15 protein-coding genes and 1 pseudogene are annotated in these 13,593 nt (G+C 40.7%); 4 read left to right on the top strand and 12 right to left on the bottom strand.

The features are described from left to right. Positions 1 to 19: 19 nt before the first annotated feature. A complete protein-coding gene (locus BLV00_RS16090) occupies positions 20 to 2,419 on the bottom strand; it encodes a 3-hydroxyacyl-CoA dehydrogenase/enoyl-CoA hydratase family protein (protein WP_093045992.1) in 2,400 nt (799 codons plus the stop codon). 288 nt (positions 2,420 to 2,707) lie between these two features. Next, entirely contained in the window at positions 2,708 to 3,625 is a 918-nt protein-coding gene (locus BLV00_RS16085; RefSeq protein WP_093045991.1) for a proline dehydrogenase family protein, read from the bottom strand. A gap of 237 nt (positions 3,626 to 3,862) precedes the next feature. On the opposite strand from BLV00_RS16085, the gene BLV00_RS16080 reads away from it, so the two are divergent. Both BLV00_RS16080 and BLV00_RS16075 read left to right on the top strand, forming a co-directional pair. Further along, a complete protein-coding gene (locus BLV00_RS16080) occupies positions 3,863 to 4,123 on the top strand; it encodes a hypothetical protein (protein WP_093045990.1) in 261 nt (86 codons plus the stop codon). A gap of 77 nt (positions 4,124 to 4,200) precedes the next feature. Next, positions 4,201 to 4,470, top strand: coding sequence for a spore coat protein (locus BLV00_RS16075; protein ID WP_093046039.1), 270 nt, complete (start codon positions 4,201 to 4,203; stop codon positions 4,468 to 4,470). Positions 4,471 to 4,798: 328 nt separating this feature from the next. Here BLV00_RS16075 and copZ read toward each other — a convergent pair whose 3' ends face one another. The 4 genes from copZ to BLV00_RS16055 all read right to left on the bottom strand — a co-directional run bounded on the left by copZ (position 4,799) and on the right by BLV00_RS16055 (position 8,227). Then, positions 4,799 to 5,005 carry a copper chaperone CopZ gene (gene copZ, locus BLV00_RS16070; RefSeq protein ID WP_093045989.1) on the bottom strand — a complete coding sequence of 69 codons (207 nt, stop codon included), beginning with the start codon at positions 5,003 to 5,005 and terminating at the stop codon, positions 4,799 to 4,801. A 32-nt stretch (positions 5,006 to 5,037) separates the two neighbouring features. Next, complete coding sequence (locus BLV00_RS16065) at positions 5,038 to 7,419, bottom strand: heavy metal translocating P-type ATPase (RefSeq protein ID WP_093045988.1); 2,382 nt, start codon at positions 7,417 to 7,419, stop codon at positions 5,038 to 5,040. Positions 7,420 to 7,434: 15 nt separating this feature from the next. Beyond that, on the bottom strand, positions 7,435 to 7,749 hold the full coding sequence (locus BLV00_RS16060; protein ID WP_093045987.1) for a metal-sensing transcriptional repressor: 315 nt from the start codon (positions 7,747 to 7,749) through the stop codon (positions 7,435 to 7,437). A gap of 94 nt (positions 7,750 to 7,843) precedes the next feature. Further along, a complete protein-coding gene (locus BLV00_RS16055; protein WP_093045986.1) occupies positions 7,844 to 8,227 on the bottom strand; it encodes a DUF302 domain-containing protein in 384 nt (127 codons plus the stop codon). A 275-nt stretch (positions 8,228 to 8,502) separates the two neighbouring features. On the opposite strand from BLV00_RS16055, the gene BLV00_RS22065 reads away from it, so the two are divergent. Beyond that, positions 8,503 to 8,661 (top strand): hypothetical protein, encoded by a 159-nt coding sequence (locus tag BLV00_RS22065; RefSeq protein WP_176791645.1) that lies wholly within the window; start codon positions 8,503 to 8,505, stop codon positions 8,659 to 8,661. Between the two features lie 61 nt (positions 8,662 to 8,722). On the opposite strand, the gene BLV00_RS16050 is transcribed toward BLV00_RS22065, so the two are convergent. The 5 genes and pseudogenes from BLV00_RS16050 to BLV00_RS16035 form a co-directional block, all read right to left on the bottom strand. Continuing rightward, positions 8,723 to 9,484 carry an STAS domain-containing protein gene (locus BLV00_RS16050; RefSeq protein ID WP_093045985.1) on the bottom strand — a complete coding sequence of 254 codons (762 nt, stop codon included), beginning with the start codon at positions 9,482 to 9,484 and terminating at the stop codon, positions 8,723 to 8,725. Positions 9,485 to 9,612: 128 nt separating this feature from the next. Beyond that, entirely contained in the window at positions 9,613 to 9,957 is a 345-nt protein-coding gene (locus BLV00_RS22405) for a cobalamin B12-binding domain-containing protein (RefSeq protein ID WP_245728994.1), read from the bottom strand. A gap of 18 nt (positions 9,958 to 9,975) precedes the next feature. After that, positions 9,976 to 10,134 carry a B12-binding domain-containing protein gene (locus BLV00_RS22400; RefSeq protein WP_245728993.1) on the bottom strand — a complete coding sequence of 53 codons (159 nt, stop codon included), beginning with the start codon at positions 10,132 to 10,134 and terminating at the stop codon, positions 9,976 to 9,978. A 15-nt stretch (positions 10,135 to 10,149) separates the two neighbouring features. Beyond that, positions 10,150 to 10,512: a hypothetical protein gene (locus tag BLV00_RS16040; protein WP_093045984.1), complete on the bottom strand. Its 363-nt coding sequence runs from the start codon at positions 10,510 to 10,512 to the stop codon at positions 10,150 to 10,152. Further along, positions 10,509 to 10,814, bottom strand: a pseudogene (locus tag BLV00_RS16035) (antibiotic biosynthesis monooxygenase family protein). Before BLV00_RS16035 ends, BLV00_RS16040 begins: the two are co-directional and overlap by 4 nt. A 296-nt stretch (positions 10,815 to 11,110) precedes the next feature. Here BLV00_RS16035 and BLV00_RS16030 point away from each other — a divergent pair. Further along, entirely contained in the window at positions 11,111 to 12,610 is a 1,500-nt protein-coding gene (locus BLV00_RS16030; protein WP_093045983.1) for an AbgT family transporter, read from the top strand. Between the two features lie 131 nt (positions 12,611 to 12,741). Here BLV00_RS16030 and BLV00_RS16025 read toward each other — a convergent pair whose 3' ends face one another. Next, positions 12,742 to 13,548, bottom strand: a complete 807-nt coding sequence (locus tag BLV00_RS16025) for a VLRF1 family aeRF1-type release factor (protein WP_093045982.1) — start codon at positions 13,546 to 13,548, stop codon at positions 12,742 to 12,744. Positions 13,549 to 13,593 lie beyond the last annotated feature (45 nt).

The raw sequence follows: 13,593 nt of genomic DNA, 5'->3' as shown, positions 1-13,593 counted from the left end.
TTGAGTAGATTGGTGATGATTAGTTACGTAGCGGTTTTCCTTTTAAGAGCATATGCTGCATACGCTGTTGTGTTTTAGGTTCACCGATCAGGCTTAAGAAGGCCTCCCGTTCTAGATCGAGCAAGTATTGCTCATCAACAAGCGTTCCTTCCTTCAGGCGTCCTCCCGCTAAAACAAACGCAAGCTTTTCCGCAATTTTGAGATCATGGTCAGAAGCATAGCCACCAAGACCTAGCGATTTCGCTCCCAGCAGCATTGTGGAATACCCTTGCTCACCGACAACAGGGAACTTAGTACGTTTTGGTGCACGGTATCCTGACCTTGCAAGCCCCAGAACTTTTTGCTTGGCGTCATGAAGCAAATGGTCTCCATTGACACTCACTGCATCCTGTTGATCCAGGAATCCATTTTCCCTTGCCTCTTCTCCAGAAGTAGATACTTTCGCCATTGCTATTTTTTCAAAAACAGCATTCGCCACTTTTTGTAAATCAAAGTCGATACCTTGAGGAATATTCCGTAGATGCTTCAAATAAAGCTCTTTATTTCCTCCACCTCCAGGAATTAGTCCTACTCCAGCTTCCACAAGACCCATATAGGTTTCTTGTGAAGCCTGTATCGCGCTGGAAGGCAGGCAAACCTCAGCGCCGCCGCCTAATGTCATTCCGAATGGAGCAGTAATGACAGGTTTATCGGAATACTTGATGTTCATCATCGCATCCTGGAATTTCTTAACGACTAACTCGATTTCAAAGAAATTGTAGTCCTGCGCTTCCATCAACATCATTCCTAAGTTGGCACCCACACAGAAGTTTTTGCCCTGATTTCCGATAACAAGCCCTTCAAAATTCTGATCTACCTCTTCGATTGCATCATTGATCATTTGGATGATATCCATGCCGATGGCGTTGCTTTGAGAATGGAATTCCAGACCCGCTACCCCATCTCCAAGGTCAATCAAGCTGGCACCGGCATTCTTCTTGATGACATCCTTTGTTTCTTTCAAACGTTTTAAATTGATTTCTTTTTTATTGAAATTCTTTTGCTTATAGTCACCAATATGGTAGTAGTAAACGTTTCCATTTTCTTTTTTATAAAAATGCTTATTACCAGATGCCAGCATTTCGTCAACCCAACCAGGTACAGAAATACCTTCTTCTTTCATCCGTTCAACTGACTTCTCGACTCCTATGGCATCCCACATTTCAAATGGACCTATTTCCCAACCGAACCCCCATCGCATGGCTTCATCTATGGAAGGGATGTCATCGGCTATATCTCCAAGCAGCTCGGCTGAGTAAACTAGTACCGGACTGACTATAGACCATATCAAGTCACCAGCACGGTCCCCTTTGGCTGAAACAAGAGCTTTTAACTTTCGTTTCGACTCTTTTTCTTGTTTTGCCATCTCCGTAGATTGGGTCTTTAATTTTTTGCGTTCTTCATACTCAAGCGTTTCTGGATTCAACTCGTATATTTCGCTTCCTTTTTCTCCTTTTTTCTTAAGGAAGAATCCTTGCCCGCTCTTTGATCCCAGCCATCCTTTTTCCTGCATTTTTTTCATGAATTCTGGAACTTCGAATACCTTCTTTTCTTCTCCTTCAACTTTCTCATATACGTTATTCGCTACATGTATGAAAGTATCGAGACCCACTACATCAAGAGTACGGAATGTCGCGCTTTTAGGACGCCCGATCATCGGCCCCGTAACAGAATCAACTTCACCGACAGTGTAACCTTTTTCGAGCATTTCACGGACTGTGATGAGCAACCCATAAGTACCGATTCGGTTAGCAATAAAGTTCGGTGTATCTTTTGCTTCGACTACACCTTTGCCGAGAACATCCTCTCCAAATTTCTTCATGAATGCCACAACATCTGCATCTGTCTTCTTAGTCGGGATTACTTCCAACAATTTCAAATATCTTGGCGGATTGAAGAAATGGGTTCCTAGAAAGTGCTTCTGAAAATCATCCGAACGTCCTTCTGCCATCGCTTCTATAGAAATTCCTGAGGTATTGGAGCTGATGATTGACCCAGGCTTACGAAATTCATCGACTTGTGTATAAACTTTCTTTTTAATATCCAGATTTTCGACAACAACTTCGATTACCCAGTCCACTTCTGATAATTTTTCCATATCGTCTTCCATATTACCGACTTGGATCATATCCAGGTTCTCTTTACTTGTTAATGGGGAAGGTTTCTGTTTCAACAATCCCTGCTTGTTCATTGCTGCAATCCGGTTTCGTACAGCAGTATCTTCTAATGTTAATCCTTGCTTCTTTTCCTTGTCCGTCAGTTCACGTGGCACAATATCCAACATTAAAGTCGGAATTCCTACATTGGCCAAGTGAGCAGCAATACCGGCCCCCATAACACCAGAACCTAATACGGCTGCGCGCTTGATTTTACGATTCATTGAATTTCCCCCTATCTTTTTGAATGAATACTCATTCATTTTAGAGCTAAAAAAATAAGATAGTCACCTATCAACATCTATTCTTACTATAAATTATTTTCAGATATTTCGCAATCGTTTTTATAAAACTGAGGAAAAATTTTCTTTTAAAATTTAACAGGAAGGGCGTGCCACTTTTTGCTTACCTGGTTCTCTTTCGATCATAAGGGGAAACTGGAGAGGAAAACGACCCGCGTGCTGGTGCATGCCTCCCTGCGGGTCTTTCCAAAAAGTCCACTTACTTTCCCGTCATTTCTTCATTATACCTTTCAATACAAAGGCTACGTTGGCAGGCCGTTCAGCAAGACGACGCATATAAAAACCATACCAATCGTTTCCGTAAGGTACATAGACACGCATTTTGTAGCCTTCATCGACTAATTCTTCCTGACGCTCGACCCTTATACCGTACAGCATCTGGAACTCGAATAGGTCATTTGGGATATTATGTTTTTTCACTATCTCTTTTGTGTATTCAATCATAGCCTCATCATGGGTGGCTACTGCGGTATAGTTGCCATTCAATAAATGTTTCTTAATGATTTTTTTGAAGTTGTCATCCACGTCTTTTTTTTCCGGAAAAGCCACCTTAGGAGACTCCTTGTAGGCCCCTTTGACGAGCCGTAAGTTAGGGTTGTATTGATCGAGATCCTCGATATCCTCTACTGTCCGGTATAAATAAGCTTGCAGCACGGTACCGACATTGTCATATTCTTTACGGAGCTCTTTGAATATATCGATTGTTTTTTGGCAGCGCTCGAAATCTTCCATATCTATGGTCACAAAAACATCATGTTCTTTACCCGCCTGGAGAATCCGTCGCATGTTCTCCATTACCAATTCATGGGAGATATCCAACCCCATCGATGTCATTTTCAAAGATACCTGGGAATCCAGCCCGTTGCTGGAGATAGCTTTGATTGCTTCTATACATTCATCCGCAGCAGCTCGTGCTTCTTCCTGACTGTCAATGAATTCTCCTAAATGATCCACGGTGACGGCCATTCCTTTTGCGTTCAATTTTCGTATTGACTCAACCACATCAGCAATAGTCTCTCCTGCAACAAACCTCGCTGCCCCGAATCGTAAACCGTACCTTTTAGCCATTTTAGTGAAGAATTTATTTTTCGATAAAAATAGAAAGAAATTACGCAACAATTGCTCCATGATGTATCCCCCTACACCAGACTTTTTATCTAATTATGTGAAAATTTCAACTTGTAATCGTTATCACATTATTATTCTATCATTTTTCTCAGAAAGTGGGTAATATTTCGCAAAAATAATCGAAAAACTGGAAAAAATATTAGTTAATGTAAATATTACTCGATTTCTCCTTCATTTCCTCATAGTAAAAGCTGATTGGGACAAAATAATCCTGACAACTAACAAGGAGGTAATGTTATGCAACAGCAAAACCAGCCTGGTATGCAGCAGGCACAGCCTATGCCACAGCCGCCTAATATGGTAAGTGGAAAAGATCAACTTTATATTACGGATATGCTCTCCTGGAACTTGAACGCCTGCAAAAAAGCACACTTTTACGCCCAGCAGTGTCAGGATCCTGAACTGCAGGCTGCTTTGGAACAGGCAGGACAGATGCATCAACGTCATTATGATAAGATTTTGCAACATTTGAACGATCAATCCCAACCGTTAAACTAAGAGGAGTGAGATAAAAATTGAATCCACAAAGCCAAAAAGTTCAAAACCCTGAAACAAACGTACCTAAAACACCCCAAATGAATGAACGGGACTACGTCAATGATCAATTATCTACGGAAAAGTACATGACGGCCTCCTATAATGTAGCTTTGAATGAAGCGAGCAACCAAAACCTCTATAACGACTTGGCCACCATTTTCAAAGAAACACAGGATTGTCAGAGGGATATGTATAACCTCATGTTCAAAAAAGGCTGGTATAGTTTAGAAGCTGCTGATCAGCAAAAACTTCAGCAGTCTTATCAGCAGTTCAGCGGGTATAAAAACCAGCTCCCTTATGGAGGGTAGAACGAAAGCGCAAGCACCTTGCTTATCCCCGACAAGCTTAAGCCAACCCTCGCCGTGACGTTTTTTGTACTTTCATTCCAATTAAATTTAATAAAGGTTTAAAGTATAAGTAAAACTATGGCATTGGCATAAACCATTGGCGATAAGCCGAGTTTTCCTAATCACAGAGAGGAGTGGCTTAAGACCTCGAGCGGGTAGGCGCTGGAGCTGGATGCAGCACTAAAAAGGGTTATCGACAACCATCAATTTTTATAATTTCCTTAGACAATATAAAAATAAGGCTATCGTTTGGAGAGAAACCCCCTTCAAACGATAGCCTTTCTGTTCATTAACCAACTACATCGTAACCCTGATCTTCAATAGCATCTTTCATTCTTTCTTTCGTTACGAAAGCTTCATCGTATTTGACGTCTACTTTCCCGGCATCAAGATGGACTTCAACACCGTGTACACCTTCCAATTCTTCCAGTGCACCTTTCACAGCCTTTTCGCAATGGCCGCAAGTCATTCCATTTACTTCTAAAGTCATTTCCATATTCCAACACCTCTCCTCATAAAAACTATGATTTATAATTTAACTCGCTTCAATCGAAGTGAGTTAGAAACAACACTTACAGAACTGAATGCCATTGCCGCTCCTGCAATCCACGGAGCAAGCAAACCAGCAGCTGCAATCGGGATTCCGGCAGAATTATAAGCAAGTGCCCAGAATAGATTTTGACGTATATTTTTCATCGTCTTTTGACTCAACTGGACTGCCTTAGGAATCAATGTTAATTCACCGCCTAATATCGTAAGGTCAGCTGCCTCGATGGCGACATCTGTACCTGTGCCGATAGCAATACCTACATCGGCGATAGCAAGTGCAGGAGCATCATTAATGCCGTCCCCTACCATGGCCACTTTTTTATCCTGCAGCTGCAATTCTTTTACTCGTTCTGCTTTTTCTTCTGGTACTACCTCTGCAATGACCCGGTCAATGCCTAGCTGGCGCGCAATCGCTTGAGCTGTCCTTTCATTATCCCCAGTCAGCATGACCAATTCGATATCAGCTTCCTTCAGCTGTCTTAAAGCTTCCGGTGCCGATTCTTTGATTGTGTCTGCTACGGCAATGACACCTTCTACTTTATTGTCCACTGCTATCAGCATAGCAGTTTTTCCTTCATTCTCCCACTGTTCCATAGTTGCTTCATATGCTTCATATTCCACATCGAGCTTACGAATTAACTTCCTTGTGCCAATTTGTACTTCTCTACCTTCCAAAATGGCTTTGATGCCATGCCCTGGCACAGCTTCGAAGCTGGATGGTTCAATTAATTCAATACCTTGTTGGTCAGCATAAGATACAATTGCATCTGCTAATGGATGTTCGGAGCTTTTTTCAGCACTTGCTACTAATCGTAGGATTTCGGAATTCCCTTCATAATCAGTTACTTCCGGAGTCCCCTTAGTCAACGTGCCGGTTTTATCAAAAACAACGGTATCGATTTTATGCGTATTTTCTAAATGTTCGCCGCCCTTAAACAGGATGCCTTGTTCAGCGCCTTTTCCAGTACCAACCATTATAGAAGTTGGCGTCGCTAAGCCCAGGGCACATGGACATGCGATAACTAATACCGCAATCGATGCCACTAAAGCAGATGCAAAATCACCAGGCGAAACCAGCGTAATCCAAACAATGAATGTCCCTATGGCGATTGCTACAACGATGGGAACAAAATATCCTGAAATGACATCCGCCATCCGCTGTATCGGAGCTTTTGAACCCTGAGCTTCTTCAACAACTTTGATGATACCTGCAAGTGCGGTGTCTTTTCCTACCTTAGTTGCTTTCATTTGAATATTACCATTCTTATTGATGGTTGCTCCAATCAGTTTATCACCAGGGTCTTTCTCTACTGGAATGGATTCCCCGGTAATCATCGACTCATCCACCGATGTATTCCCTTTGATGATTTCTCCATCGACTGGAATTTTTTCACCTGGTTTAACAATTAGAGTATCCCCAACTGTGACACTTTCTAGTGGAACTTTTACTTCTTCACCATTTCGTAACACAGTCGCTTCTTTCGCTTGCAAATTCAACAGACTGGAAATAGCTGCTGTGGTTCGCCCTTTCGCTACAGCTTCAAAATATTTGCCTACAAGAATCAATGTTATAAGGATTGCACTTGTTTCAAAGTAAAGATGTGGTTCCATAGCGGGGTTTCCGAGCGACCGTACCGCTTCAGCAAGACTATAAAAATAAGCAGCACTTGTACCCAATGCAACAAGCACATCCATATTGGCACTTTTATTCCTTAGGCTCTTATAAGCCCCCACATAAAACTGCCAGCCGATGATAAACTGTACTGGAGTAGCTAGAGCAAACTGGAACCAGGGATTCATCAATAAATCCGGTATTGGCAATCCAAGCAGATGATCGAACATAGTCAAAAGCAACGGAAAAGAAAGTATAGCTGAAATGTAAAGTTTGATCCGTTTCTTTTTCAATTCCTCTTCTTTTTGTGAAGCTCTTTCTTCACGATCGGCTCTTAGAGTAGCATCATAGCCGAGCTTCTGAATGCGAGCGATAATGTCGTTTTCATTGATATCCCCGCTATATTCAACCGTAGCAGTTTCATTAGTAAGGTTGACCGTTGCTTGTTGCACGCCTTCCGTTTTGTTCAACACTTTTTCGATTCTTGCAGAACAAGCAGAACAGGTCATACCCGTAATATCAAACTCTGCTTTTTCGGTTTTTACCCCGTATCCAAGTTTTTCGATACGTTGCGAAACATCTTCCGGTGAAACTTTGTCTGGATCATAAGTGATCCTTGCATTTTCCATTGTCAAATTGACATTTGCTTCTACTCCATCCATTTTGTTCAATACTTCCTCAATTCTTGAGGAACAGGCAGAACAGGTCATGCCTGTGATATCAACGGATAAATTTTTATGTTCAGCCATAAGGATGCCTCCTTTCTATTTTGCGAATTGTTTCATCACTTTCATCAGTTCTTCAATAGATTCATCGCCATTACCGTCTTTGATAGCATGGCTGACACAATGCTTGGTATGGCGTTCCATCAATGAGAAACCAACTTGATTCAATGCTTTATCTATAGCTGAAATTTGCACTAATATATCAACACAATACCGATCATCTTCCACCATTTTCTGAATTCCTCTTACTTGGCCTTCTATACGCTTCAGACGATTCAAGACCTTTTGTTTTTCATCTTCTGTTCGTGGCTTGACCGGTTGCTTCCCACTATTCTCAGGTAAAGAGTTAGTCAATTTTTCCACCTCCAACGAGTCATACTTACACTATACCCCCGTATAGTATTTAAGTCAATTAAAAAAGAGCAGCAATTTGCTGCTCTTAGTTTGACTATTTCGCTTCATTGATTGCACTTACCATTCGCTCTTCTATAGCTTGTGCGATTTGATTCAATTCCTCATCTTCAACAAATTCAATCAGTTTCGTAGGTTTCGGCATCCCGATTTTTGTTGTGCCTTCACTTTCATGTACGACGATTTTACATGGAAGGAAATAACTTACCAATTCATTTTTTTCTAAAACTTTTTTTGCTTCAGTCGGGTTGCAAACTTCCAGGATCCGCACAGGTTTTTCAAAATCCAGACCTTTGTTATTCAAAGTCGCTTTGACATCAAAGTCCCAAAGCACTCCAAACTTATCATTTTTCAATTCTGCTTCTAGAGCTTGTACCGCTTCATCGATGCCTTTGTTTGTCTCTACTGTGTAATGGAACAACTTTATTACCTCCTTCAAGTTCTTTTCACTTACACATTATACCCTATTTGGTATAATTAAAACGAGTGATACACTTTCAATGCTGCATACTAATAAAAAAGCAAATAGTTGAAAGCGTGTCTATTGTGACCTAACATGACAGTGTAAAGAGGGGTGAAATGATGCAGATTACAGATGAAGCTAAAACTGATATTATTCAAATTTTAGAAGATAATGACGCTGAAGGGATCCGACTGTTCTTAGCAGGCATTGGCTGAGGTGGCCCACAATTAGGATTGTCCCTGGATGGGGCAGAAAAAGATGATAAGCTGGAAGTGATTAACGAAGTCAACGTTGCCATTGACCCTCATATTAAAGATATGACTGATTCTCTCCGACTGGAAAAGCGGCCCCACGGCCTGGTCTTAGCTGGCATTCCAGCAGGAGATTGTTAAGGAATATCTCTTGCTGGAAATTAAAAAACGTGGTACGTCAACTGGGTGACGACCGCGTTTTTTAATGACAATACTTTTGGACAGCCTGGTGCAGGGAACTGATGAACCGAAGACCAAGTTTTAATTGCAGTTGATTGATTCTTTGAGCATGATTCGGTTTGACACCGATGACTACAATTTCTATCCCCATGTAAGATAACGATTGGACAACATTCTGAAAAACGATCATTCCATCATGTTGGATTTCTCCGACAGCAGTTAAATCCACAAGAATAGTTTCTTTATCAGCCTGTTGCGCGGATTCAAGCAGATATTCACTTACTGTATACATTTTTTCTTCATTGAGATCACCAAACAATGGAACTAACGCAGTAGTTGAAGAGAGTTCAATAAAGGGAGCAGAAAGTCTATTATTTTCATCAATTGCTTCCTGAAGCTTTTCTTTTTCCTCTAACAATTCAAAATTAGTGTTATTCAATCGGGAGCGAAGCTTCCCTAACGATACTGTTATATCTGAAACCCGTTGATCTTTTGGAAGAATCATGAGTTCTGCCTGAAAATCATTTTTCCAATTGACATATAGATCCACTAATAGTGGATCAAGCTTTCGTTCCTGTTGATATATATTGATTTCCATTTTAATTTTATTTTTTGCCGGAACCACTTCTTCCTGAACCTTAGAAATACTTCCTTCGTCTAATAACTCTAAGAAATTCCCTGTTAAAGCAGAGAGTTCTTCCATTTCTTTGGTAAAGAAAAGTATTTCATAGTGTTTGTTTATTACAAGGTATGGAACAGAGAAAAAATTTTCAACTAGTTTCATCCATGACGCCCGCTTTCCCTTTAATATGCAGTTCTTCTAATTCACTCAGACCTTTTATTACATGTGTACGCTCTGTTTCAAAGCTGGATAAATCATATTTTTTAACAATTCTGCCGCCTATGATAATCCTAGGAGCCCAATTTAGTTGAATAAAAGTTTCCGTCATTTTTTTTTACCATTGGTAACCGGTAAGATAATGCGGCAGATATTCCTATTACATCTGGCTTCCACTGAGTGATTTGGCCCAATGCATGATCAATTGGTAAATTGGGCCCGAGATAACGTACGCGCCAACCTCTTTCGCGATAAAAACTGGCAACCATTTTCAGCCCTAAATAATGTTGTTCTTCTTCTACCCCTAATAAGACGACCTTCTTACGTTTTTGTTTTTTTGCTTTATCGACATAAAGCCCTGCATCGAGTCTGGATAGAACGAAGTCGCACACTGCAGTAGCTAGATGCTCATCTGCCACTGTGATTTCGTTTCTCTCCTATAATACCCCGATATGGTACATGGCAGGGGTAATAATATCTTCAAAAAGATATAACCTCGGATAATTAGTCAGGAGTTCATCCCCGAATTCCACTGCCTCATCTTCCTTACCTTGCAGTAAATACGCTGCCAATTCTTCCTCATATTTTTTGTTCATCTTAAGTCACCTCGCTTAGGACGGGGAATTCAGTTCTTTTATACCAGCGTGCAAATATTCCCGGTATACTTCACGCTCATCTGGCTGCTCAAATGAAACTTTTTCCATCCATTTAAGTAGTCTTTGGTAGTTATCTATAATCAGCTGTGTACCTACTCCTCTTGAAGTTAAAACGGTATTCAGCCATTTCGTGTTATCAAGAAAGAACGTGCTATTCCCCATCAGAAATGCCGTATCTAAATGATCCAAATGGTGATGATTATCCTCCAAGGTTCGTAATCTTCCTGATTCCCCGAACCTCTCGATCAGTTCTGGATAAGCCTGATATATATCATCAACTACCAATTCCACTAATTTTTGTTTTTCTGATATTTTCATGTGGCCACCACTTTATACCGTGACACCATTGGTACGATACCAGCCAGTTCTTGGTCAGGGTAGTTCTTTTCTAAATCATGAATGCGCTTAAAGTCTTCACTACGCACCCATTTCTAGTAGGCATCCTTTGTCTCCCATTCCATATGGACGGTAAGCTCTCCGGCACGCTTATCATTTTGCAGCAATTGAAAGGAAAGGAAACCGTCTGCCTGATCGACGGACTTACTTCTATTATTGTAAATTTCTATTAATTCATCAGCTTTATGATCAGGTACTGTTACAGTTGAATCTACGATATACATTACAAAAACGAACACACTTAAAAACTTATTATGGCAATCGTATCATAGTTGCAATCCTCTGTATAACGTAGGGTTTTGCGACTAAAACATACTTAAAAACTTCAGAACATGAAATCGTTATCATTGTTTCTGAATTAATTGAACATTTCTATTTTTTTCAAACATATTTAAATTATTTTTTTATGCTTATATACTAGTATTCGCCAAAAAAATACCAAAAACTGAAAAAACTTTCAGAATTTTGTTTTTTTGTTAAAGAAAGGAGTGTTAAAGATTGGCGACTAAAAGAAAGGGGAATGTTCCAACGATTTTTAGACGGAATCGAGTTTGTTGGTAATAAGCTTCCCCATCCAGTCACCTTATTTGCAATTTTAGCATTAGTAGTCATATTTGTTTCAGCCATCGTTTCCAGCTTCGGGATTAGCGTAGAGCATCCGGGAGAAGAAGGAAAAATGGTAGAAGTAAAAAGCCTGTTGAGTGAAGAAGGTATTCAGTATCTCTTCTCCAGTATGACAGAAAACTTTATCGGCTTTGCACCATTAGGTGTGGTCCTGGTTACTATGCTTGGTATCGGTATTGCTGAACGTACAGGTCTTATCAGTGCCCTGTTACGAGGTTTCGTACTATCCGTGCCGCAACGCTTGATAACATTCGGACTTGTCTTTGCCGGGGTTATGTCCAGTGTCGCTTCCGATGCAGGTTATGTCGTGCTTCCACCGTTAGGAGCCGTTATTTTTGCAGCAATTGGCCGTCATCCTTTAGCAGGTATCGCTACTGCTTTTGCTGGGGTATCAGCAGGTTTTAGTGCCAACTTGTTTTTATCCGCGACCGATGCAATGCTTGGTGAAATGACTTTTGACGCTGCAGCAATCATCGACCCGGGCTATGCGGAAACAATGAATATCGCAATGAACTATTACTTTATTATTGTGTCTGTATTCCTATTGTCCATAGTCGGCGCCTGGGTAACAGAAAAAATTGTGGAGCCGCGCTTAGGCGAATATAAGGGCGAATATCGCGAAGATTTAAAAGGGCTGACCGCCTTAGAAAAGAAGGGGTTGAAGTGGGCTGGTATTTCAGTCATTATCACCATAATTCTGATGGCGTTGCTAATCGTTCCTGCAGGAGCTCCGTTGCGTGGTGAAAATGGACAGGTCATCCAGTCTCCATTCATGAGCTCGTTAGTGCCGATTATTACTATTTTATTCTTCATACCCGGTTTATTTTATGGAATCGCAACAAAAGAAATTCGTAGCGATAAAGAGGTAGCGAACCAACTTTCTGATACGATGGCTGCTATGGGTATGTTTATCGTTCTTGCTTTTACAGCAGGTCAATTCGTGGCTTATTTCTCAGAAACTAACATGGGACTTGTCATTGGTGTATATGGTGCAGAATTCCTGGAAGCAGCCAACTTGTCTGGTATCCCATTAATATTAGGTTTTATCCTGGTTTCTGCTACAATCAATTTGTTCATCGGTAGTGCTTCCGCTAAGTGGGCGATGATGGCTCCTATCTTCGTACCTATTATGATGCAGCTGGGTTATTCACCAGAATTGACTCAGATGGCGTACCGTGTAGCTGATTCAACTACTAATATCATCACACCATTGATGACATACTTTGCAATCATCATTGCATTTGCACAAAAGTATGATAAGAAAATAGGCATTGGTACTATGATCTCTGTCATGTTCCCTTACAGTATCGTCTTCTTGATTTCATGGACAATCATGCTTATCGTGTGGATGATGTTCGGAATCGACCTTGGCCCTGGTTCCCCGATCAAATATTAGAAAGACTTGGCTTTTCTCCAAGTCCTTTGGAGAAAGACTAAGTATTTCCTTTACTTTAACCCTTTAACGAAAAGTAAAACTTTCTTGAAGAATTAAAAAATGCTTGCAGGAAATCCTGCAAGCATTTTTTATTATTGATTTACAACTTCATTGATGACTTTCATCTCTTCATGATCGAGCATGTTTTTATTAACAACATCGGTGATTTCTTTATTCATATTTTCTGTCAGGTCGGCAGCTTCCTCTTTGTCACCGACGACATAGATATACTCCCATTGATTATCCTTCGCAAGCTTGTCCAATTTAGGTGCAAGGCTCTTATACCAACGATAGCGGTTAGCTTCAAAGCGCTCCTGGAATTGTTCCTGCTTGGTACTCTTTCCACCTGACCCCATAGATGGCTGCGCACGGTGCGGACCAGTATGCTGTCTCCAATCTTCCGTATCAAGATCTAATTCGAACATTTGTGTCTCTCTCAAGGTCCCCAGTTCTGTATCCAGGATCTTGATAGCCTCTTTTTGAGTCAAAATAATCCCTGTTTTAGGAAACTGCTCATACATCTTTTTCAACTGATCTACTTTCGCTGTCTCTTCCCAGTGGAATTCAGTTTCGACTGGCATCTGGAAGCGTTCAGCAAACCATACTGTATCATCCGCAGTAGCGAAGATGACCAGACTCTTAGCAAAATTCTGCTCATTTTCGTGGACGTAATTTTCTACTTTTTCTTTTACTTCCCAGAAATTTCGTTTTTCATCGGAATCCCCATCTTCCTTCAAATAGCTCTCGAAATTATTCAAACCATTTTTTAAGTGGATTTTCCACTCTCCACCCTGTTGATCCGGATCAGATGGGTCTGTATTTAAATACATGCTGAACACACGCTGTGGTTTTTCTAAATAAACACTTTCCAGCTTTTTGATTTCTTTATTCATATCCATAAGGCTAAATCTACTCCTTTATTAAATACTGATTATCTATTACGT

The sequence above is a fragment of the Thalassobacillus cyri genome (assembly GCF_900107755.1).
Classification (GTDB): Bacteria; Bacillota; Bacilli; order Bacillales; family Halobacillaceae; genus Thalassobacillus; species Thalassobacillus cyri.
Note: the sequence above shows the minus strand (reverse complement) of the source record. Positions and strands in the feature narration are given on the sequence as shown.

Excerpts from the sequence above, each read along its gene's own strand:
- BLV00_RS16090 (WP_093045992.1), bottom strand. The coding sequence starts at position 2,419 with ATGAATCGTAAAATCAAGCGCGCAGCCGTATTAGGTTCTGGTGTTATG.
- BLV00_RS16085 (WP_093045991.1), bottom strand. The coding sequence starts at position 3,625 with ATGGAGCAATTGTTGCGTAATTTCTTTCTATTTTTATCGAAAAATAAA.
- BLV00_RS16080 (WP_093045990.1), top strand. The coding sequence starts at position 3,863 with ATGCAACAGCAAAACCAGCCTGGTATGCAGCAGGCACAGCCTATGCCA.
- BLV00_RS16075 (WP_093046039.1), top strand. The coding sequence starts at position 4,201 with ATGAATGAACGGGACTACGTCAATGATCAATTATCTACGGAAAAGTAC.
- copZ (WP_093045989.1), bottom strand. The coding sequence starts at position 5,005 with ATGGAAATGACTTTAGAAGTAAATGGAATGACTTGCGGCCATTGCGAA.
- BLV00_RS16065 (WP_093045988.1), bottom strand. The coding sequence starts at position 7,419 with ATGGCTGAACATAAAAATTTATCCGTTGATATCACAGGCATGACCTGT.
- BLV00_RS16050 (WP_093045985.1), bottom strand. The coding sequence starts at position 9,484 with ATGAAACTAGTTGAAAATTTTTTCTCTGTTCCATACCTTGTAATAAAC.
- BLV00_RS22400 (WP_245728993.1), bottom strand. The coding sequence starts at position 10,134 with ATGAACAAAAAATATGAGGAAGAATTGGCAGCGTATTTACTGCAAGGT.
- BLV00_RS16040 (WP_093045984.1), bottom strand. The coding sequence starts at position 10,512 with ATGAAAATATCAGAAAAACAAAAATTAGTGGAATTGGTAGTTGATGAT.
- BLV00_RS16030 (WP_093045983.1), top strand. The coding sequence starts at position 11,111 with ATGTTCCAACGATTTTTAGACGGAATCGAGTTTGTTGGTAATAAGCTT.
- BLV00_RS16025 (WP_093045982.1), bottom strand. The coding sequence starts at position 13,548 with ATGGATATGAATAAAGAAATCAAAAAGCTGGAAAGTGTTTATTTAGAA.